The organism is Kordia antarctica, from assembly GCF_009901525.1.
GTDB classification, from domain to species: domain Bacteria; phylum Bacteroidota; class Bacteroidia; order Flavobacteriales; family Flavobacteriaceae; genus Kordia; species Kordia antarctica.
Genome location: NZ_CP019288.1, coordinates 2,340,209 through 2,359,804 on the forward strand (window position 1 = coordinate 2,340,209; position 19,596 = coordinate 2,359,804).

The following is a 19,596-nucleotide window of genomic DNA, read 5'->3' on the forward strand; positions in this document are numbered from 1 at the left end:
TACAGTACTAATTACTTAAAAATCAAATAAGGAAAGTTTGGTCTAAAACTTGAATATCCCTGACCAAAGGAGGAGGAGAATAATCTCTAAACGAAGGATTTTTAGTTTGTAACCCTTCAAATAAATTTATATAAGAATATAAAAAAGTAGTAACAAAAATTTGCTGTTCTTTTTCTAATTTATCAAAAGATGTCTTTAAATTATCTTGCCCATCAACAGTAAATTGTTCATCACTACAGCAATCTTTCTTTGTAATGCTACATTCTGACGAGGATAATTTTTGTTGAACTTCCATACCGCAAGTTTCAGCATGACCAAACAAGGAAGAATCTACTAAAACATCACCACAATAATGGCTCTCGACAGTAAAAGACAAGGTCGATAACAACACTAAAAGTGCCATAGAAAATGATGATATTTTATAAAAAGTTTTCTCCATTAATTTTACAAAGTTACAAAAATTTTAGCATTATAATTTTGTTTAACATAATTTTAAATGTCTCGCTTAAGAAAATATTGGATTTAATAAATTGATTTACTGACGCTTACAATATAGTCTACAGGTTTTTAATCTCTAAAGGAGGATTGCCATAATCAAAGCCAGATGATTCATATATTTATCTTTAAAAGAAATTTTTAATTGTGCATGAGCGACACCATAAAATGTTCGTTTCTCCGATGGGACTTTCAAAGAGGAAAGTTCTTTAAATTTTATTTTATTTGCTAAATCTACTAACTCCTTCCATTGTTTATTATCTACTTTCATAGAACTGTTTTTTACCCCAGTTCTATCTTCACTAAAAACAAGTGTCTCTTTATCTATTTCAATTTTCTGATAATAACCTTTGGATATAGCCTCATATTCTAAAGAAAGATCATTCATTTTCTCTTGAGAAAATGCTGATTGTACAATCGTAATTGTTAAAATTGTTAAAAGTATTCTTTTCATAATGGATATTAATAATTGTGGCTTTACATCTTACAAATTTATTAATCTATATTTTAATACAACATGACGAAAGTCATATTTTTGTTCAATCTTTAAAATTACATTTGCTTAATTGGTTTAATGATTTAAAATGTAAATACTTAATATTAAGTATTTTAATATCAAACAATAATACATAACTTTCTAATGTGAAAACTTTTTTTACTAAAATATTATCCTTTTTTTTAGCAGCTTCTATACTGTTTACTACTACTTCATTTACAGTAGATATGCACTTTTGTTGCAATAAATTGGTAGATATGTCCATTATAGGAAAAGCAAAAGTCTGCAAAGACAAAGTTCAAAAGAAAGATACACCTACTAAACAATGTACTACTCTACAAGAGAAAGATTGCTGCAGCAATCAAACCATTGTCAAAGAAGGAGGTGATACCTTCAAAAAATCCAATACCACATTAGAAAACGAAACGCTGGTTTTCATCAATACTTTCTTTTATACATATATCAATCTTTTTGAAAGGCTAGAGGAAAATATAGTTCCTTTTTATGATTACAGGCCACCCTTGCTATCCAAGGATATACAACTTCTTGACGAAACTTACTTAATTTGATTTTCTACACTGCGGATTGAACACATCAGTCTGCGCATTTTATAATAGCCAAAGTACTACTTCTGGCTGAAAATTGTTGTACCCAATTCTGAACAACGGTCATTACACAATTAAATCTATAAAAACTAAACCTTTTAACCTATTGAGCGCAATGCACAATAGCAACACATAACATATCATGAGTGTACCAAAAGAATTTTGGATTAAAAATATGGTCTGTAATCGCTGTTTAAAAGTGATTACACAAGAACTACATGAACATGGAGTGACCATTCTTTCATTAGAACTAGGAAGGCTTTTGGTCGAAGCAACAAACGAAGTAGATGACGCTATAACAGATAAAGTAACTGATGTTCTCAATTCCAATGGTTTTGAAATTGTACAGAGTGAAAGTAAAATGCTTGTAGAGCGAATAAAAATTCTATTGATTGAACAACTTGTTGAGTTGCCTTTACATATCAAAGTAAAGACTTCAGAGTTTTTAGCATCAGCAATACATCGTGACTATAAAACATTGAGCAAGTTATTTTCTGCTAATGAAAATACAACCATTGAAAAGTTCTTTATCAAATTGAAGATAGAAAAAGTTAAAGAACTCATTCAACTTAAACAACATTCTTTTTCAGATATAGGCCACTTGTTGGATTACAGCAGTGTAAATCATTTGTCCAGACAGTTTAAAGAAGTGGTGGGAATGAGTATGACAGACTATAAAAATACAGAAAACTGGAAACGTAATTTCTATGATGAAATTATATAAATAAGAACGAAAGTTATGCAGATAAAAAAGCTGAATGACTGATATATTTAATAATCTAAAAACAAATATTATGAGAACACTAGTAATTATTTTTTCAATAATTGGGCTTATCACATTGAACAGTTGTAAGCAAGAAACAGACGTAAAAGCGATGCTTCAAAATTCCGAGACAAGGAGTGAAGTCATCAAAACCATTGCAGAAAACCACGATTTTATGACAGAATTTATGGAGAATATGCAAGGAAACAATCACGCAATGCAAATGATGCAAGGAAATAAAAAGATGATGGGTACTATGATGCAAGGAGAAGGAATGCAAATGATGATGAAAGATAGCGCTATGATGAAGCAAATGATGGGCAACAAACAAATGATGCACTCAATGATGAATGACGGAAAAATGATGGAGAAAATGATGAAAATGATGCACGAAAAAGGCATGATGAGTGAAGATTGTATGGAATCCTGTACAAAAATGATGGGCGAAAAAGGGATGAACATGCAAGGAATGAATAATATGGATAAGTCAAACAATTAAGACCATTCCGAACATCACTAATATTTTAATAATTAAAAACTTAAATCAATGAAAAAAAATCACTGGATATGGATGATTATCGGTTGTGGCTTGCCACTGCTGTTCATCTTTTTAGCACCCTCGTTTGGCATGGGAAGTGGTTCGTCCCTCTTCACTTTTATAATTATAATGTTTGCTATTCACCTCTTTATGCCTCACGGATCACACGGACACGATGGACATAAACACGATAACCAAAACAAATCAGCAGAGAGACCAATAGAAAAACACAAAGGGCATCAACATCACTAAATACTAAACACAATGAAACAAAAATTTCAAATAGACGGAATCAGCTGTGGCGGATGTATTGCAAGAGTTAAGAAGGCTCTAGAAGAACATCCAAATATTGAAAAAGCAGAGATTTTTTTAGCACCAAAAGGAGCTGCAATAATTACAATGAAGGAAAATCTTTCAACTGATGAATTACAGAAACAACTCAATACACTTGAAGGATATACAATCACAGAAATAAATTAATAATAACTTAAAACTAAACATTATGCATTTTTACGACGGACATTTTGGAGGCATGCACCTAATATGGTGGATTATATGGATCATTTTGCTAGCGTGGATATTCTTTATCCCAACAGATATTCCATATCAAAAAACAACGAAAGAAAGCCCACTGGATATTTTGAAAAAGCGATTTTCGAAAGGCGAAATATCAAAGGAAGAATTTGAAGAATCAAAAAAGATTTTAAACTCGGACAACTAATTTAAAACAATAGAATTATGTATCGATTAAACGTAAAAAAACTTGGATTTGCCTTCGGTCTTACTGGAGCCTTAATTTATTTGGGCTGTATGATTGTAATGGCAACAGCAGGACAAGAAGGATCAATAACCTTTTTTAACAGCCTTTTACATGGCTTAGATACTACAAGTATTATTAGAATGGATGTACCACTTTTAGAAGTTTTAATGGGAATAGTGCAAACTTTTATTCTTTGGTGGTTAATAGGCGCTTGCATTGGTGCTTTTTATAATACTCAAATTAAAATTAAAATTAAAAAATAGAAAAATCGTATTTAATTATGCAATACGTCTAGTTGATATGAACATTTATATTGGCGAAAACTCGTGAAAACAAAGAATATTGAATAACAATTGAATAAGGAATACAACCCTGTTAAAGAATGAAAATTAACAACATAAAGCATACGAAACACCTGTCTCCTTGCAAAATATCAGATACCATTTGTCTGCCTGACTCTAATGTGCCGCGAATTGTGGTCATCGGTGGTGGATTTGCAGGTTTGGCATTGGTAGAAAAATTGAAGCACAAAGAAGTACAGGTGGTTTTGTTCGATAAAAACAACTTCCATCAATTTCAGCCTTTGTTATATCAAGTGGCCACAAGTGCTTTGGAACCAGATAGTATTGTTTTTCCTTTCAGAAAACAAATCAATGGGTATAAAAATGTGTTGTTCCGTTTAGCTGAAGTTGAAGAAATTCAACCTTCTTCAAATACAATTGTTACTAACAAAGGAATAGTTAATTACGATTACCTAGTATTAGCAACTGGTACGACCACCAATTTTTTCGGAATGGAAAGTGTAGAGGCTAACAGTTTGGGGATGAAAGATATTCGTGACTCCCTGAACATCCGCCATATGATGCTACAAAATCTGGAACAGGCTGCCATTACTTGCGACGAAGACGAACGTGATGCGCTAACCAATTTTGTGATTGTAGGTGGTGGTCCTGCAGGCGTAGAGATGGCTGGAGCCTTAGCTGAATTCTGTAAATACATTCTTCCAAAGGATTATCCAGAGTACCCTTCTTCCATAATGAACATTTATTTGATAGAAGCTATTGATAAGTTGTTAAGCACAATGTCTGATAAAGCATCATCTAAAACCTTAAAGTATTTGAAGGACTTAAATGTAAAAATACTATTCAATGAATCAGTAAGTGATTACGATGGCTCACAAGTCACTACAAAAAGTGGCAAGACCATTTTAGCCAAAAACTTAATCTGGACAGCAGGTGTGAAAGGACAATTCCCAAAAGGTATTGATGAAAAACACGTAGTTAAGGGCAACCGTATAAAAACCGATTCCTATCTAAAAGTAGAAGGTTACAAAAATATTTTTGCCATAGGTGACATAGCATCTATAATTACAGATGACACACCAAGAGGACATCCACAGGTAGCACAGACAGCTATTCAACAAGGGAAATATCTTGGCGATAAATTATTGGAAATTATTAAAAATAAGCCCATAAAACCTTTCAAATATAAAGATAAAGGTTCATTGGCAACGGTAGGAAAACGAAGAGCAGTAGCTGATTTGGGTAGGTTCAAGTTTGCAGGTTATTTTGCCTGGTTGCTTTGGTCTGTTGTGCACCTTATGTCCATAAGCGGTTTCAGAAATAGATTGATGGTTGGTTTTAATTGGGCGGTTAGTTATTTCACCTATGAAAAGAGCAACCGTGTGATTATTAGGAATTTTAAACCAAAACCACCTGTCAACCATACTAAGAAATAACATCACAATGAAAAATAATAAAGACAAAAATAATAAGCTTTCCCTGATAGGTTCCATTTCTCTTGGCACTGGCGTAATGATTGGTGCTGGCATATTTGTCCTAATGGGACAAATAGCAGAGTTAGTAGGCGATTTATTCCCAATTGCTTTTATTGCTGGTGCCGTTGTGGTAGGTTTCAGTTCCTATTCCTATGTAAAGTTCTCAAATGCTTTTCCTTCCTCTGGAGGTGTTGTCAAATTTTTTAATAAATCCTACGGACCAGGAACAACTACAGGAGTTTTTTCCTTGTTGATGTATGTATCAATGGTGATTTCAGAAAGTTTGGTGGCAGGCACTTTCGGCGCCTATACGCTTAGGTTGTTCCCAGAAAGCTATGCTGGTTATGCATCCATTCTCGGTATTCTACTTTTGGTAACAGCATATATCGTGAATATTTCAGGAAATAAAGTAATTGGAGCAACAGCCACCTTTACAGCAATCATTAAAGTTGTAGGCATAGCATTGCTCGCCATTGCAGGTCTAGTAGTTTCTGGATTTGCAGATATTACTGGAAACTATATCCCAAAAAATACCGAAACGTTGCCACAGGGAATTGGCTTTGTTGCTGCCTTGGCGTTAGCGATTCTTGCCTATAAAGGGTTCACTACTATTACAAATCAAGGAGGAGATATCAAAAATCCACACAAGAACCTCGGGCGATCTATTATTTTTTCCATTCTTATCTGCACTGTCATATATGTAGCCTTGGCACTGGCCGTTGCAGGAGGTTTAAGCATCCCGGAAATAATCGAAGCAAAAGATTATGCCTTGGCAGCTGCCGCAAAACCGATTTTTGGAGAATGGGGTTCTTGGATTACTATAGCAATAGCAATTGTAGCAACCGTTTCAGGCGTTATCGCAAGTGTATTTTCAGCGTCACGCTTACTGGCAATGTTGAGCAATATGAAGCAAGTTCCATCTTTAAAAAGAATGGGGAACTTTAAAAATCCTGCCCTTATTTTCACGGTATTACTTGCTATTTTATTGACTGTTCTGTTCGATTTAACAAGGATAGCATCCATTGGAGCTATTTTCTACCTCATTATGGATATTGCTATCCATTGGGGACTTTTCCGCCATCTTAAAAACGAAGTGAATTTTCAGCCTATCATCCCATTAATAGCCATCGTATTGGACATTGCAGTACTGGCAGCCTTCCTTTATATAAAGTATCTAAACGATCCTTTGGTACTAATCGTAGCGGCAATTGGGATTGTTCTAATAATTGCTGCGGAACGTCTTTTTATGATTTCGCATACTGATGATGAAGGTAATATGCCGATGGGAATGGAAACTACAAGTAATAAAAACAATAAAACATAACTAATTTAAAAAAACAATTATATGAAAAATATAGCAGTTATAGGCTACGGAGTCATTGGGAAAAGAGTGGCCGATGCCATCAATCTACAAGACGATATGAAGCTTGCAGGAGTATGTGATATCATTAGCGATTGGCGCATTCAAAATGCCGTAAGAAAGAAGTATGATATCTATGCTGCTACCGAAGAAGCTGCTGATAAAATGAAGTCAGAAGGGATTTCAATTAAAGGAAATATGCAAGAGCTGTTAGAGAAATCAGATCTTGTTGTGGACTGTACACCTAAAAAAATTGCAGCTCTAAATGTGAAAATATATAAAGAGAAAGGTATCAAATTTATTGTTCAGGGTGGCGAAAAACACGAAACCACAGGGCATTCCTTTAGTGCTGAAAATAATTATCAATCAGCTTTAAATTTGGAATCTACTAGGGTTGTTTCCTGTAATACCACCTCTATTTTAAGAACGTTGACTGCCTTAAAAAGAACTGATTTATTGGATTATGCGAGAGGAACACTTTTAAGAAGAGCAACAGATCCTTGGGAAAGTCATTTAGGCGGTATTATGAACACAATGGTACCCGAAAAAGACATTCCGAGCCATCAAGGTCCTGACGCAAAAAGTGTTGATCCAGATTTGGACGTAATCACTTCCGCAATAAAAGTGCCCCAAACTTTAAGCCACATGCACTATTGGAATGTGAAATTGAAAAAGCAGTCCACGAAAGAAGAAGTGCTTAATGCTTTTAAAACGTCCAGCCGTATTAAACTGATTCAATATGACCAAGGTTTGGTTTCCAACAATACCATTAAGGAAATGTTCTTGGATATGGGAAGGCCTTGGGGCGATATGTATGAAGTAGCCCTTTGGGAAGATATGCTAAAAATTGTGGGAGATGAACTGTTTTACGCCTATGTGGTGGATAACCAAGCTATTGTTATTCCAGAAACTATAGATGCTATTAGAGCACTTACTGGAATAGAAACTGATGCAGCAAAATCTATTTCAAAAACCAATGAAAGTTTAGGAATACATTAATTCTTATTAAAATGAAAACAGAAAAAAATATCACAGAACTTTTAGGAAAGAAAGCATCTTTCTATTTGGATCACGTTTGCGAAAAAATCACAAAAGATGAGTTGCAAACCCCAAGCAAAAATAGTATTGACAAGGTATTTGGTAATAGCAACAGAAATCCTCAAGTACTTAGGAGTCTTTCCCAACTATACAACCACGGAAATCTAGGAGGCACAGGCTATTTAAGTATCCTTCCTGTAGACCAAGGTATTGAGCATAGTGCAGCCTTTTCATTCTATAAAAACCCAGATTATTTTGATCCCGAAAACATTATAAAACTTGCTATTGAAGCTGGCTGCAATGGTGTTGCATCTACGTTTGGTGTATTGGGATTAAACGCCCGAAAATATGCCCATAAAATTCCGTTCATCGTCAAGATTAATCATAATGAACTACTTACGTATCCCAATAAATATGACCAAACACTATTTGGCAAGGTAAAAGCGGCGTGGGATATGGGAGCGATTGCTGTTGGAGCTACCATTTATTTCGGTTCGGAGGAAAGTAACAGACAGCTTAAAGAAATAGCCGAGGCCTTCCAAGAGGCGCATAATTTAGGAATGGCGACCATATTATGGTGCTACACCCGTAACGAAGCTTTTAAAACTGAAAAAGAAGATTATCACGCGGCTGCCGATATAACAGGACAGGCAAATCATTTGGGCGTTACCATTCAGGCAGATATCATCAAGCAAAAATTACCGACTAATAATTTCGGATTTAAAGAAATAGGATTTGGAAAATATGATGATGAAATGTATAAAACACTTACCACAGAACATCCCATTGACCAATGCCGATTACAAGTTGCCAATTGCTATATGGGAAAAATAGGATTAATCAATTCAGGAGGAGGTTCCAAAGGCGAATCAGATATAACCGAAGCTGTGACAACCGCTGTCATCAATAAAAGAGCTGGCGGTTCTGGTTTGATTATGGGAAGAAAAGCGTTTCAAAAACCGTTCGCTGAAGGTGTTCAATTATTGAGGTTAGTCCAAAGAGTTTATTTAGACAGTAACATTAGTATTGCTTAGATTATTAAATTTTTAAATAAAATGATTCTTTCAATTATTATAGCTTTCATAATTATTCCAGTAATCGCAATTGCTGGCTATCAGCATTACAAGATTGGTCAGCAACCAGCCTATAATGCCAACGAAACGCTCTTGAATTATGAAATAGTAGGTTCTGGAGAAAACAAACTTGTTTTGTTACACGGGTTAACAGGATCATTAAACTATTGGAAGCGTGATATGGATAATATCACAACCACACATAAACTTCTTTTGGTGGATCTTATAGGCTTTGGTAATTCGCCAAAACCAAAAAGTGATTATTCACTTTCTGTTCAACTGCGAGCTCTTGAGATAATTCTTAAAAAGAAAGGATTCAATGATGGAAATATCATAATAGGTGGACATTCTATGGGAGCCATAATTTCTTTGGCTCTGTTGGAGAAACATCCTAATTGGTTCAAAGCAGGCATTTTTGTAAGTATACCTGTTTACAAAGATGCTGATGAATTTAAGCAAGTTATGTCCACACATTCTTTTGTGGATAGAATTTCAACCAGCAAGCTTTCTAAATATATCTGTATGATACATCCCATTTTTATGTCACGTGCATTTAAACCAAATAACCTAACTGATGATGTATATGAAGATGCACAAAAGCATCATTGGCAGAGTTATTATTATTCATTGAACGAAGTAATTCTTAAAACTGATGTATTCGCTTTAGTCAAAAACATAAAAGATAAAGATGTATTATTTATTCACGGAGAAAAAGACACTACTGCACCTCTCGAAAATGCCTTAAGCTTATTGAAGGTATTTACAAACGCAAAAATTGTTACTTCTACTGAAGGAGATCATCAATTCTTTTTACAAGAAGCAGATTTCGTTTGGCAAACCATTCAGGGTTTTAGCAATTCGAAAAAAATATTTATAAATAACACTATCAGATGAGAACGAATAAAATTGAACATATAGGCGTTTTCACCTCTGGAGGCGATAGCCCTGGAATGAATGCTGCATTATACGCAATAGCAAAAGCCGCTAAAGCAAATGGTATAAAATTAACTGGAATTCGTAAAGGGTACGAAGGGTTGATAGATGGAGATTTTACAACATTGAAACCCCCCGAATTACAAAAATTGTCGCATACAGGTGGTACCATGCTAAAAACAGCAAGAAGCAAACGCTTTATGGAATTGGAAGGACGTAAAAAAGCATTACAAACCTTACACACAAATAATATAGATGCCTTGATAGCCATTGGTGGTGATGGCACTTTTAAAGGCTTATTGGCTTTTTCAGAAATATGTGACCTTCCATTTATTGGGATTCCTGGAACCATCGACAATGATATTTCTGGTACAGATTATACACTGGGTTTTGATTCCGCAGTAAATACCGCCATTGAAAACATAGATAAAATAAGGGATACCGCTGAATCACACAATCGGGTTTTTATAGTTGAAGTTATGGGTAGAGATTCCGGCTATATTGCCCTTCATTCTGGATTGACCACAGGTGCGGATGCCATATTAATTCCAGAGAGCGGCAAAGACTTTATTTACCTATTGGATAAGGTGAAAAATTACGATAGTGAAGATGCTTTTCTTGTCGTGGTTTCTGAAGGCGATGAAATAGGAGCCGAACTTGTTTCATCAAAAATAAAAGAATTAAATATAAATGTGGATTTACGTATAACGAAGCTTGGTCACGTGCAGCGAGGAGGAAATCCTTCTGCTATGGATAGAATGCTAGGGATTAGAATGGGAGTTGCTGCCGTTGAACAATTATTAAATGGAAATAGTAATAAAATGGTAGGGGTTTTAAACAACCAATTGCACCTAACACCTTTTGAAGAAGTCGTCAAACAGCATCAAGTAAATGATGAGTTAAAGGCATTGTTAAAACTTTTTAGCAAATAGATAATTATGATAGAAACCTTAAAAAATATAAACCCATTCATTCTCGGTATTCTGATTAGTTCAGGTATTGGGCTTATTCTTGGTTTGGAAAGGGAATATGACAAATTAAAAGACGAGCAAGGTTTTGCAGGAATACGCACGTTCCCGATAGTCGCGATTGTAGGATTCATTTTGGGAAATTTATCTGTATTGTACACACCTTGGTTAGTCATTATTATTGCTGCTGCATTTTTATTGTTTTTGGCTTTGAGTCATCTTTCTATCGTCCAAAAACATACTATGACAGGTATTACAACCAATTTAGCATTATTTGCTACCCTAATCCTTGGTGTAATGGTTTCTAACCATTTACACAAAGAAGCAGTAGCCACCGCTGTAATTATAGTTACGCTATTATCACTTAAAACAACTTTTCGCTCTTTTATTCAAAATATTACTTCCGAAGAATTATTCGCATTTATTAAATTCTCAATTATTGCCCTTTTAATATTGCCATTTTTACCTAACAAAGATTATGGGTCTGAAGGTTTATTAAATCCCTTTGAAATTGGTTCAATAGTAGTTATTGTATCTTTTTTAAACTTTATTGGTTACTTTTTGGTTAAATACGTCGGTTCTAAACGCGGTATTCTGCTAACGGCTATTTTAGGTGGTCTTATTTCCAGTACCGCAGTAGCCTGGATCTATGCATCACGAAGTAAAGAATCACCAGAACTTTCAAAACAATATGCTGCAGGTATTGTAATTGCTTCAGCTATAATGTTCCCAAGACTTGCCGTATTGGCCTATATTTTCAACAATTCCTTATTGCAGTATTTAGCGCTACCGTTTGGTCTGCTTACCTTAATATGCCTAATAAGTGCACTTATCTTAATAAAAAAGGATTCTGATCGACCAAAAACCGATATCAAATTAGGGAACCCACTTAACATCTGGAACGCCATCGGTTTTGGAGGTATTTATGTAGTCATTCTTTTTGCTGTTTTTTATGGAAATAAATTTTTTGGTGAAAGCGGTTTGTACTACTCGGCAATAATAGCAGGTTTAGCAGATACCGATGCAATAACCATTAATATGTCAAAATTTGCTTCCATAGATAATAAATTGATACTAGCAACAAATGTTATTATAACAGCAACTATTAGCAATATGGTTGTCAAATTAGGAATTGCCTTTTTCAAAGGCTCAAAACTTGCTGGGAAATTAGTAATGCTTGCTTTTGGAAGTGTTATCGTAGTAGGGGTTATATATATTCTGTTCCGCTCGTGGACAAGTTAAATAGTAAAAAAATAAAATAAATGAAAACAACGGTATTCAGCACCCACAAATTTGAAGAACCTTATATTATAAAGGCTAATAATGACAACCACAACTTAAAGATGCTTACATCGCGGTTATCAGAAGAAACAGCTATACTCGCTGCTGGTTCTACAGCTATTAGCATATTTACTGGAGATGATGCTTCAAGTAAAGTGCTTAAAAAACTTGCTGCTTTAGACATTAAATATATAGCACTTCGTACAGCAGGTTACAATCATATTGATTTAAAAAAAGCGTCAGAATTAGGAATAAAAGTAGCTCGTGTTCCAGCCTATTCGCCTTATGCGATTGCAGAACATGCGCTCGCCCTGATATTAGCCTTAAACAGAAAAATAGTTAAGGCCCATAATAGGGTTCGCGAACAAAATTTTTCATTAAACGGACTTACAGGATTTGATCTTAACGGAAAAACTGTTGGTGTTATTGGAACAGGAAAAATAGGGGCTGTATTTGTAAAAATACTTCATGGTTTTGGCTGTAAAATTATTGCTCAAGATTTAATTGAAGATGAACATTTGATAGATAGTTACGGTGTTCGATATACTGATTGTGAAACCATCTGCGAGCAGGCTGATATTATAAGCCTACACGTGCCTTTAATGCCTTCAACAAGGCATTTGATTAATGACAAACACATTAAACTAATGAAAAAGGGTGTAATGCTAATCAACACCAGCCGTGGTGGTTTGGTAGACACCAAAGCAGTTATCAAAGGACTGAAATCAAGTAAGATTGGATATTTCGGTATGGATGTTTATGAGGAAGAGGAAGGTCTATTTTTTGAAGATCATTCCGAAGATATATTACAAGATGATGTCATTGCCCGCTTAATGACTTTCAATAATGTCTTAATAACGAGCCATCAAGCCTTTTTAACTGAAACGGCTTTGACAAATATTGCAGAAACGACTATATACAACTTGGACTGTTTTGAAAAACAAACACTGTCTGGAAATGAGATTACGATCGATTAAATAAAATAACTTATAAAACCATATAAAATGAAAAATATACTAATACCCACTAATTTCTCTAAAAATTGTGACAAAGCAGCACTACTAGGTATTGAAATGGCCAAACTATATAATTCTGAAATTCACTTTTTACACCTAATGAAAACCCCTGTAAATTGGGTCAAATTGGATAAATTAAAAGAAAAAAGGTATCCAGAGACATTAAAGCAAATAGGTATAGCCAAAGAGGCTTTGAGAGCGTTGGAAAAAATAGCTGAGCGTGAAGGTTTGAAATGCCGTACGTTTCTTCAATATGATGCAGGACACGCTGATATTTTGGAACATTCAGGCCATTTTCATCACGATTTTATCATCACCGGAAGTACTGGCACCAATGGTGTTATCAGGGAAATGACGGGAAGTAATGTAGAGAAAATTGTACGAAAGGCCAATGCACCTGTGATTGTTGTAAAAGACGAAAAAGTAACATTTCCCTTTAAGAATATCGTATTCGTTTCAGACTTCAAAGAAGATATTACCAATGCATTTAAGCAGGTAATTTCCATTGCTAATGAATGCGAAGCTCGAATCCACTTATTGCGTATTAATACCGAGACAGACTTCAATAATATTGAGCTTGGTTTAAATCCAATTAAACAATTATTGCAAAAATTTCCTGATTTAAAAAACTTCTCAATGGCAGTTTATAACGAGCCTTCCGTAGAAACGGGCATCAATACGTTTGTAAAACAACAGCCTGTGGATTTAATAACGATGGTTACCCACGGCAAAACAGGGTTTTTAAACCTATTTTCTAAAAGCATCGCAGAAGGTGTGACCAATCATTCAACTTTACCTGTAATGACAATTCATATTTAATCAATGGAAAACGAAATAAACATAGTGAAATATTCGGGGGATAGTGTCCCATTTGACGTTTACAAACTCATCAATTCCTTAAGACGTTCCCAAGCAAGTGAAGAATTGATTAAGCAAATAGTTGAACAAGTTCAAGACCAATTATATGATGGAATTACTACTAAAAAAATCTATAAAATGGCATTTAAAATGCTTAAGGGCAAATCACGGGTGAGTGCTTCAAAATACAAACTCAAAAAAGCCTTGATGGAATTGGGACCTACTGGTTTTCCTTTTGAAAAGCTGGTGGGAAAACTATTTGCGCACGAAGGGTATACAACAGAGGTTGGCGTGATTGTACAAGGTAATTGTGTGCAGCACGAAATAGATGTGATAGCGCAAAAAGATAACAAACATTACATGATTGAATGTAAATATCATAGCGACCAAGGACGATTTTGTAATGTGAAAATTCCATTATATATCCACTCAAGATTTTTGGATGTTGAGAAACAATGGGAACGTCAAAAAGGCCACGAAGCTAAACTTCATAAAGGAGGTGTGTACACGAATACGCGATTTACAAAAGATGCGATACAATATGGAAAATGTGTTGGAATGTTATTGACAAGTTGGGATTATCCAAAGGGAAATGGGCTTAAAGAACGAATAGATGAGTCTGGCTTACACCCACTAACCGCTTTAACAACTATGACCAAAGCCGAAAAAACAAAGCTATTAGATAAAGGCATTGTACTCTGCAAAGAGCTTCACGAAAATCCTTCGTTACTAAAGCAAATAGGAATTGATAAAAAAAGACACAAAAAGATTTTAGAAGATTCTGAAGCACTATGTAAAAGCACTTAACGATTAAAGATAAAAAGTTTAACAATCTTAAAAAAGAACTTATGAAAACGGATGCATTGCAACAACAGAACAGTATAGATTTCGAACCATTTTACGAAGCCTTGGAAGATGACACAAAATTGCTAGAAGAGACATTTGAAACAGTATTGGAGATGGTAAGTACCGACCCAAAAGCTGCCAAAAACATAGCACATCTTATTAAAAAAGATTTCCACGGTTTATATAAGGAAGTCGTGGCTTTATCCACAACTGAAAAAGACCAAGTTAACGCCCCTTCTTGTTGTGGTAGCAACTAACTGGTGGATGTCCTATTGGTGTAAAATAGGTATAACGACATAAAAATAATTACAAATGAAAAATAATAAAATAAACATCCACTTTTTGGGCGCAGCAGGTACAGTAACCGGTTCAAAATATTTAGTGGACACCGGAGATAGAAAAATACTAATTGACTGCGGACTTTTTCAAGGGTTAAAAGAATTACGCCTTAAAAACTGGGAATATCCGCCAGTAAAAGTTTCAGAGATTGATATAGTATTATTAACCCACGGCCATTTGGACCATACTGGATATCTGCCAAGGTTAGTAAAACAAGGATTTAACGGCCCTATTTATGCCACTAACCCAACGTTGGACATCGCAAAAATCATACTTAATGATAGTGGTAAAATACAGGAACAGGAAGCCGAACGCGCCAATAAGGAAGGTTATTCAAAGCATAGCCCAGCAGAACCACTATACGATTTAAAAGATGTTGAAAAGACCATTCCACATTTTAAAGGCGTTCCACAAGCACAATGGATTCCATTGTTTGATGGCATCAGGGCTCGATTTCAATATAACGGACACATTCTTGGTGCTACTTACATCGAGTTGGATGTACACGGAAAACGCTTTGTCTTCTCAGGAGATATTGGAAGAACCAACGATTTACTATTGTATCCACCTTTAAAACCAAAAAAGGCAGATGTTCTTTTTATCGAATCCACTTATGGCGGAAGGTTTCATCCTGATGAAGTGGAAGCTATACCGCAGATTGAAAAATTAGTAAAAGACACCGTTAATAGAGGCGGCAGCCTATTTGTTCCAAGTTTTTCGGTAGAACGTGCTCAACTGATGATGCTTATTTTTTGGAAATTACTCAAGGAGAACAAAATACCAAAAGTACAAATGATAATGGATAGCCCTATGGGAGCTAGTGTATTGGAGCTGTTCCATCGCACGAGAGATTGGCACAGATTAGAAGACAATGAATGTGATGAAATGTGTTCGCACTTTACTGTCGTAAGCAGTTATCGTGAAACTATGGAACTACGTACTGATAATAAACCAAAAATCGTGATTGCAGGAAGCGGAATGCTTACAGGTGGCCGAATGCTCAACTATCTTGAAACACAGGCGCAAAACCCTAATAATACATTGCTTTTTGTGGGTTATCAAGCTGAAGGAACTCGTGGCAGAAAATTGCTGGAAGGCAAAAAGGAACTAAAAGTGTACGGAAAATGGGTGCCTTTTAAAATGCAGGTAGCTGAAATTGAAGGTCTCTCGGCACACGCTGACCACAAAGAGCTTATGGATTGGATGAGTAAGATAAAAAACAAACCCGAACGGATTTTTATAGTTCACGGCGAAAATGAAGGTGCTGAAGCACTTCAAAAAGGCATTAAAGAAACCTATGGTTGGGATGCTCAAATACCACAATTGTACACTATTGAAGAAATAGAATAAATCACAAAACCTTAATAATTCAGAAAGATATGGAACAACACTCAAATATATTAAAATACAAACATCTCGGAATCTATACGCAAAATGAGAATGTGGTGTATATGCGGGAAGATTGTCACGTCTGTATTTCAGAAGGTTTTGAAGCATTGACCCGAATTAGAATATCCAATACAAGCACCTCGATAGTTGCAAGTCTCAATATTTTAAATTCAGATATTCTGATGCCCAATGAAATTGGACTATCGGATGCTGCATCAAAAAAACTGAACGTTTCCGAAAATGAAACCTTATATGTTTCACACTTAGAACCTATTGAGTCTTTAAGCCACGTAAGGGCAAAAATCTATAATCAAAAACTGAATTATAACGCTTATAGCGAAATTATAACCGATATCGTTGAAGGCAATTATTCCAATATCCATCTTTCCGCATTTATAACTGCCTGCGCTGGTGACCGCATGGATATAAATGAAATATCCGACCTTACCAAAGCAATGATCGCTTCTGGGAAGCAATTGAATTGGAACAAAGAAATTGTGGTAGATAAGCATTGTATTGGCGGATTACCTGGCAATAGAACAACGCCATTGATAGTTGCCATCGTTGCTGCTTACGGACTTACAATGCCAAAAACTTCTTCGCGAGCCATCACTTCGCCAGCAGGTACGGCAGATACTATGGAAGTAATGACCAATGTGACGCTTTCTTTGGAAGAAATAAAAGCTGTAGTCGAAAAAGAAGGTGGATGTTTTGTCTGGGGCGGTACGGCTCAATTAAGTCCCGCAGATGATGTGCTGATAAAAATTGAAAAAGCCCTTGATATTGATAGTGAAGGGCAGCTTATAGCATCGGTACTTTCAAAAAAAGCGGCGGCAGGATCCACACATGTTATTATTGATATTCCTGTGGGAGAAACCGCCAAGGTACGCAGTGCGGAAACCGCACAGCAATTGAAAGAACATATGGAAACCGTGGGCAAAGCTGTTGGTCTAAAAGTGAAAGTTGTGATTACAGATGGTACGCAACCAGTTGGAAGAGGTATTGGTCCTACATTAGAAGCCATCGATATATTAAAGGTCTTAAAAAATGAAGCTGATGCACCCAAAGACCTATTGGAAAGAGCGTTGTTTTTGGCAGGGGAATTATTGGAACTTTCTGGAAAAGTTGAAAAAGGAAAAGGAAGAGAGACTGCACAGAAAGTAATCGAATCTGGAAAAGCTTATGAAAAATTTATCACCATTTGTAAAGCACAAGGTCGCTTTTCAAAACCTGTTTTAGCGCCCTATAAAATCGAAATTAAAGCAGAAAAACCTGGAGTTTTAGACCGAATAGATAATAGAAAGATTGCAAAACTCGCCAAGCTTTCAGGTGCACCTCAATCTAAATCGGCAGGAATTTCACTGAATGTCCATTTAAACGACAAAATTGAAAAAGACCAATTGCTGTACACGCTTTATGCAGAATCCAAAGGCGAACTTAATTATGCTATGGAGTATAAAAACAACCACAACGATATTATAACCATAATTTAAAAACATACTATGAAAACAATATTATTCAGTCTTCCTGGAAACGAAGAACTCACAGAACTTTTGGCAATGAAAATGGATGCCGAAGTCGGCAAAGCTACGTTTCGAAAATTCCCTGATGGAGAATCCTATACACGTATATTATCTGACGTAAAGGATAAATGTGTCGTATTGGTCTGCACCTTGCACGAACCAGACGAAAAATTGTTACCGCTCTACTTTTTGAGCCATACGGCAAAATCGCTCGGAGCTATGTGTACCTGTTTGGTAGCACCCTATTTGGCATATATGCGGCAGGATAAAGTTTTTAATGAAGGCGAAGGCATTACTTCTGGTTTCTTCGGAAAATTGATTTCAGGTTTCGCCGATAGCATTACCACAGTTGACCCTCACTTGCACAGAATAAGTTCTTTGGGCGAAGTTTATCACATCCCAAACAAAGTCATTCACGCAGCCAATGCTATTTCAGAATGGATAAAGGAAAACATCGAAAACCCAGTACTTATAGGTCCCGATTCTGAAAGTGAGCAATGGGTATCGGAAGTTGCCAAAAATGCAGGAGTACCTTTTACTGTGTTGCAAAAAGTGCGTCACGGTGATCGTGATGTAGAGGTTTCGGTTCCAGATGTGGAAAAATATAAAAACGCCACACCTATTTTAGTAGATGACATAATCTCAACTGCACGCACAATGATTGAGACTGTGAAACACCTAAAAAAAGCAGGAATGAAACCACCTATATGCGTTGGTATTCACGCAGTTTTTTCGGGTAATGCCTATCAGGATTTATTGGATTCGGGAGCGGAAAAAATAGTAACTTGTAATACCATTCCGCATCCTTCAAATGCTATTGATTTGAGCGATATTATGGCAAAAGAAGTTAAGAAGTTAATGCACCATATATGATTAAGCAAAGCTTCATACTATTTTTTATCCTATTCAACCTCACGATGAATGGACAAACTGAAATGCTCATTGGGCAGATTTCGGGTAGAATTGTAGTTCGGGAAAATTTTGATGAAGAAGGTGCTTTTTTAAACAAACAAACTTTTGAATCTGGAAAAGTTATCGATAAAAATGGATATTATGAAATTGAGGTAATCACAGAATTGTTTGACAAAGACAAAAAAGCTACCGACAAATACACAACGACCTATCGATGTAAGCCAGATGAAGCCAGTATAATGGTAATGGCATTTCCGTTTTCCAACCCAAAATCAAAGGAAACCGAAATCAATACCACTTCTGAAAAATTTAAAGAGTTATACGATTTGGAAAATCTAGAGGATATTGAATTGGAAATGAGTTTTGACTCGGGCTTGTTAAACTTTTTTGGTTCAAAAAGTAGTATCAAGATTTATAACCGCGAATTGGTTGTTCAACCAGATAATAACGCTATTAAATCGAAAATTAAGATCAAAGCCTATGTGTTGGGAATTAGGATTAAACAACTCAATTATACGGTGACAGAAAAACTGAATAAAAATGCTTTATTGACCTTCCAGAAATTTACCGAAGAAGATGGTAGTTATTTTACAATGATCTATAAATAAAGAAGATTGAAAAATTAC

Annotated in this window: 24 protein-coding genes; 22 read left to right on the top strand and 2 right to left on the bottom strand. The window is 35.5% G+C overall.

The window, feature by feature from the left end:
- Positions 1 to 22: 22 nt before the first annotated feature.
- Positions 23 to 439 carry an HYC_CC_PP family protein gene (locus tag IMCC3317_RS09440; protein WP_160129265.1) on the bottom strand — a complete coding sequence of 139 codons (417 nt, stop codon included), beginning with the start codon at positions 437 to 439 and terminating at the stop codon, positions 23 to 25.
- 135 nt (positions 440 to 574) lie between these two features.
- On the bottom strand, positions 575 to 949 hold the full coding sequence (locus tag IMCC3317_RS09445; protein ID WP_160129266.1) for a hypothetical protein: 375 nt from the start codon (positions 947 to 949) through the stop codon (positions 575 to 577).
- A gap of 188 nt (positions 950 to 1,137) precedes the next feature.
- Here IMCC3317_RS09445 and IMCC3317_RS09450 point away from each other — a divergent pair, with 188 nt between their 5' ends.
- From IMCC3317_RS09450 to IMCC3317_RS09555, 22 genes are all read left to right on the top strand, one after another.
- Positions 1,138 to 1,560: an HYC_CC_PP family protein gene (locus IMCC3317_RS09450; RefSeq protein WP_160129267.1), complete on the top strand. Its 423-nt coding sequence runs from the start codon at positions 1,138 to 1,140 to the stop codon at positions 1,558 to 1,560.
- Positions 1,561 to 1,738: 178 nt separating this feature from the next.
- Positions 1,739 to 2,320 (top strand): helix-turn-helix domain-containing protein, encoded by a 582-nt coding sequence (locus IMCC3317_RS09455; RefSeq protein WP_160129268.1) that lies wholly within the window; start codon positions 1,739 to 1,741, stop codon positions 2,318 to 2,320.
- A gap of 70 nt (positions 2,321 to 2,390) precedes the next feature.
- Positions 2,391 to 2,858 (top strand): hypothetical protein, encoded by a 468-nt coding sequence (locus IMCC3317_RS09460; protein ID WP_160129269.1) that lies wholly within the window; start codon positions 2,391 to 2,393, stop codon positions 2,856 to 2,858.
- 48 nt (positions 2,859 to 2,906) lie between these two features.
- Positions 2,907 to 3,149, top strand: coding sequence for a hypothetical protein (locus IMCC3317_RS09465; protein WP_160129270.1), 243 nt, complete (start codon positions 2,907 to 2,909; stop codon positions 3,147 to 3,149).
- Positions 3,150 to 3,161: 12 nt separating this feature from the next.
- Positions 3,162 to 3,377, top strand: coding sequence for a heavy-metal-associated domain-containing protein (locus IMCC3317_RS09470; protein ID WP_160129271.1), 216 nt, complete (start codon positions 3,162 to 3,164; stop codon positions 3,375 to 3,377).
- Positions 3,378 to 3,399: 22 nt separating this feature from the next.
- On the top strand, positions 3,400 to 3,618 hold the full coding sequence (locus tag IMCC3317_RS09475; RefSeq protein WP_160129272.1) for an SHOCT domain-containing protein: 219 nt from the start codon (positions 3,400 to 3,402) through the stop codon (positions 3,616 to 3,618).
- 17 nt (positions 3,619 to 3,635) lie between these two features.
- Entirely contained in the window at positions 3,636 to 3,920 is a 285-nt protein-coding gene (locus tag IMCC3317_RS09480) for a DUF5676 family membrane protein (protein ID WP_160129273.1), read from the top strand.
- A gap of 119 nt (positions 3,921 to 4,039) precedes the next feature.
- Positions 4,040 to 5,395: an NAD(P)/FAD-dependent oxidoreductase gene (locus IMCC3317_RS09485; RefSeq protein ID WP_160129274.1), complete on the top strand. Its 1,356-nt coding sequence runs from the start codon at positions 4,040 to 4,042 to the stop codon at positions 5,393 to 5,395.
- Between the two features lie 7 nt (positions 5,396 to 5,402).
- Complete coding sequence (locus tag IMCC3317_RS09490) at positions 5,403 to 6,758, top strand: APC family permease (protein ID WP_160129275.1); 1,356 nt, start codon at positions 5,403 to 5,405, stop codon at positions 6,756 to 6,758.
- Between the two features lie 21 nt (positions 6,759 to 6,779).
- Positions 6,780 to 7,793 (top strand): type II glyceraldehyde-3-phosphate dehydrogenase, encoded by a 1,014-nt coding sequence (locus tag IMCC3317_RS09495; protein ID WP_160129276.1) that lies wholly within the window; start codon positions 6,780 to 6,782, stop codon positions 7,791 to 7,793.
- 11 nt (positions 7,794 to 7,804) lie between these two features.
- Complete coding sequence (locus IMCC3317_RS09500) at positions 7,805 to 8,866, top strand: class I fructose-bisphosphate aldolase (RefSeq protein WP_160129277.1); 1,062 nt, start codon at positions 7,805 to 7,807, stop codon at positions 8,864 to 8,866.
- A 21-nt stretch (positions 8,867 to 8,887) separates the two neighbouring features.
- Entirely contained in the window at positions 8,888 to 9,799 is a 912-nt protein-coding gene (locus tag IMCC3317_RS09505) for an alpha/beta fold hydrolase (protein WP_160129278.1), read from the top strand.
- The gene (locus IMCC3317_RS09510) at positions 9,796 to 10,770 is read left to right on the top strand and encodes a 6-phosphofructokinase (RefSeq protein WP_160129279.1); all 975 of its coding nucleotides are present in this window, start codon (positions 9,796 to 9,798) and stop codon (positions 10,768 to 10,770) included. Before IMCC3317_RS09505 ends, IMCC3317_RS09510 begins: the two co-directional genes overlap by 4 nt.
- Positions 10,771 to 10,776: 6 nt before the next feature.
- Positions 10,777 to 12,048 carry an MgtC/SapB family protein gene (locus tag IMCC3317_RS09515; protein WP_160129280.1) on the top strand — a complete coding sequence of 424 codons (1,272 nt, stop codon included), beginning with the start codon at positions 10,777 to 10,779 and terminating at the stop codon, positions 12,046 to 12,048.
- A gap of 20 nt (positions 12,049 to 12,068) precedes the next feature.
- A complete protein-coding gene (locus IMCC3317_RS09520; protein ID WP_160129281.1) occupies positions 12,069 to 13,064 on the top strand; it encodes a 2-hydroxyacid dehydrogenase in 996 nt (331 codons plus the stop codon).
- Between the two features lie 27 nt (positions 13,065 to 13,091).
- On the top strand, positions 13,092 to 13,922 hold the full coding sequence (locus IMCC3317_RS09525) for a universal stress protein (RefSeq protein ID WP_160129282.1): 831 nt from the start codon (positions 13,092 to 13,094) through the stop codon (positions 13,920 to 13,922).
- A 3-nt stretch (positions 13,923 to 13,925) separates the two neighbouring features.
- Positions 13,926 to 14,768 (top strand): ATP cone domain-containing protein, encoded by an 843-nt coding sequence (locus IMCC3317_RS09530; protein WP_160129283.1) that lies wholly within the window; start codon positions 13,926 to 13,928, stop codon positions 14,766 to 14,768.
- A gap of 41 nt (positions 14,769 to 14,809) precedes the next feature.
- Complete coding sequence (locus tag IMCC3317_RS09535) at positions 14,810 to 15,064, top strand: hypothetical protein (RefSeq protein WP_160129284.1); 255 nt, start codon at positions 14,810 to 14,812, stop codon at positions 15,062 to 15,064.
- Between the two features lie 55 nt (positions 15,065 to 15,119).
- A complete protein-coding gene (locus IMCC3317_RS09540) occupies positions 15,120 to 16,496 on the top strand; it encodes an MBL fold metallo-hydrolase RNA specificity domain-containing protein (protein WP_160129285.1) in 1,377 nt (458 codons plus the stop codon).
- A 29-nt stretch (positions 16,497 to 16,525) separates the two neighbouring features.
- A complete protein-coding gene (locus IMCC3317_RS09545; RefSeq protein ID WP_160129286.1) occupies positions 16,526 to 18,028 on the top strand; it encodes a thymidine phosphorylase family protein in 1,503 nt (500 codons plus the stop codon).
- 9 nt (positions 18,029 to 18,037) lie between these two features.
- Complete coding sequence (locus IMCC3317_RS09550) at positions 18,038 to 18,931, top strand: ribose-phosphate pyrophosphokinase (RefSeq protein WP_160129287.1); 894 nt, start codon at positions 18,038 to 18,040, stop codon at positions 18,929 to 18,931.
- Positions 18,928 to 19,578 (top strand): hypothetical protein, encoded by a 651-nt coding sequence (locus tag IMCC3317_RS09555; protein ID WP_160129288.1) that lies wholly within the window; start codon positions 18,928 to 18,930, stop codon positions 19,576 to 19,578. Before IMCC3317_RS09550 ends, IMCC3317_RS09555 begins: the two co-directional genes overlap by 4 nt.
- The last annotated feature ends 18 nt before the right edge of the window (positions 19,579 to 19,596 follow it).

Excerpts from the sequence above, each read along its gene's own strand:
- IMCC3317_RS09535 (WP_160129284.1), top strand. The coding sequence starts at position 14,810 with ATGAAAACGGATGCATTGCAACAACAGAACAGTATAGATTTCGAACCA.
- IMCC3317_RS09520 (WP_160129281.1), top strand. The coding sequence starts at position 12,069 with ATGAAAACAACGGTATTCAGCACCCACAAATTTGAAGAACCTTATATT.
- IMCC3317_RS09455 (WP_160129268.1), top strand. The coding sequence starts at position 1,739 with ATGAGTGTACCAAAAGAATTTTGGATTAAAAATATGGTCTGTAATCGC.
- IMCC3317_RS09445 (WP_160129266.1), bottom strand. The coding sequence starts at position 949 with ATGAAAAGAATACTTTTAACAATTTTAACAATTACGATTGTACAATCA.
- IMCC3317_RS09470 (WP_160129271.1), top strand. The coding sequence starts at position 3,162 with ATGAAACAAAAATTTCAAATAGACGGAATCAGCTGTGGCGGATGTATT.
- IMCC3317_RS09440 (WP_160129265.1), bottom strand. The coding sequence starts at position 439 with ATGGAGAAAACTTTTTATAAAATATCATCATTTTCTATGGCACTTTTA.
- IMCC3317_RS09485 (WP_160129274.1), top strand. The coding sequence starts at position 4,040 with ATGAAAATTAACAACATAAAGCATACGAAACACCTGTCTCCTTGCAAA.
- IMCC3317_RS09510 (WP_160129279.1), top strand. The coding sequence starts at position 9,796 with ATGAGAACGAATAAAATTGAACATATAGGCGTTTTCACCTCTGGAGGC.
- IMCC3317_RS09530 (WP_160129283.1), top strand. The coding sequence starts at position 13,926 with ATGGAAAACGAAATAAACATAGTGAAATATTCGGGGGATAGTGTCCCA.
- IMCC3317_RS09540 (WP_160129285.1), top strand. The coding sequence starts at position 15,120 with ATGAAAAATAATAAAATAAACATCCACTTTTTGGGCGCAGCAGGTACA.
- IMCC3317_RS09525 (WP_160129282.1), top strand. The coding sequence starts at position 13,092 with ATGAAAAATATACTAATACCCACTAATTTCTCTAAAAATTGTGACAAA.
- IMCC3317_RS09475 (WP_160129272.1), top strand. The coding sequence starts at position 3,400 with ATGCATTTTTACGACGGACATTTTGGAGGCATGCACCTAATATGGTGG.
- IMCC3317_RS09545 (WP_160129286.1), top strand. The coding sequence starts at position 16,526 with ATGGAACAACACTCAAATATATTAAAATACAAACATCTCGGAATCTAT.
- IMCC3317_RS09500 (WP_160129277.1), top strand. The coding sequence starts at position 7,805 with ATGAAAACAGAAAAAAATATCACAGAACTTTTAGGAAAGAAAGCATCT.
- IMCC3317_RS09505 (WP_160129278.1), top strand. The coding sequence starts at position 8,888 with ATGATTCTTTCAATTATTATAGCTTTCATAATTATTCCAGTAATCGCA.
- IMCC3317_RS09495 (WP_160129276.1), top strand. The coding sequence starts at position 6,780 with ATGAAAAATATAGCAGTTATAGGCTACGGAGTCATTGGGAAAAGAGTG.
- IMCC3317_RS09550 (WP_160129287.1), top strand. The coding sequence starts at position 18,038 with ATGAAAACAATATTATTCAGTCTTCCTGGAAACGAAGAACTCACAGAA.
- IMCC3317_RS09515 (WP_160129280.1), top strand. The coding sequence starts at position 10,777 with ATGATAGAAACCTTAAAAAATATAAACCCATTCATTCTCGGTATTCTG.
- IMCC3317_RS09480 (WP_160129273.1), top strand. The coding sequence starts at position 3,636 with ATGTATCGATTAAACGTAAAAAAACTTGGATTTGCCTTCGGTCTTACT.
- IMCC3317_RS09490 (WP_160129275.1), top strand. The coding sequence starts at position 5,403 with ATGAAAAATAATAAAGACAAAAATAATAAGCTTTCCCTGATAGGTTCC.
- IMCC3317_RS09555 (WP_160129288.1), top strand. The coding sequence starts at position 18,928 with ATGATTAAGCAAAGCTTCATACTATTTTTTATCCTATTCAACCTCACG.
- IMCC3317_RS09465 (WP_160129270.1), top strand. The coding sequence starts at position 2,907 with ATGAAAAAAAATCACTGGATATGGATGATTATCGGTTGTGGCTTGCCA.
- IMCC3317_RS09460 (WP_160129269.1), top strand. The coding sequence starts at position 2,391 with ATGAGAACACTAGTAATTATTTTTTCAATAATTGGGCTTATCACATTG.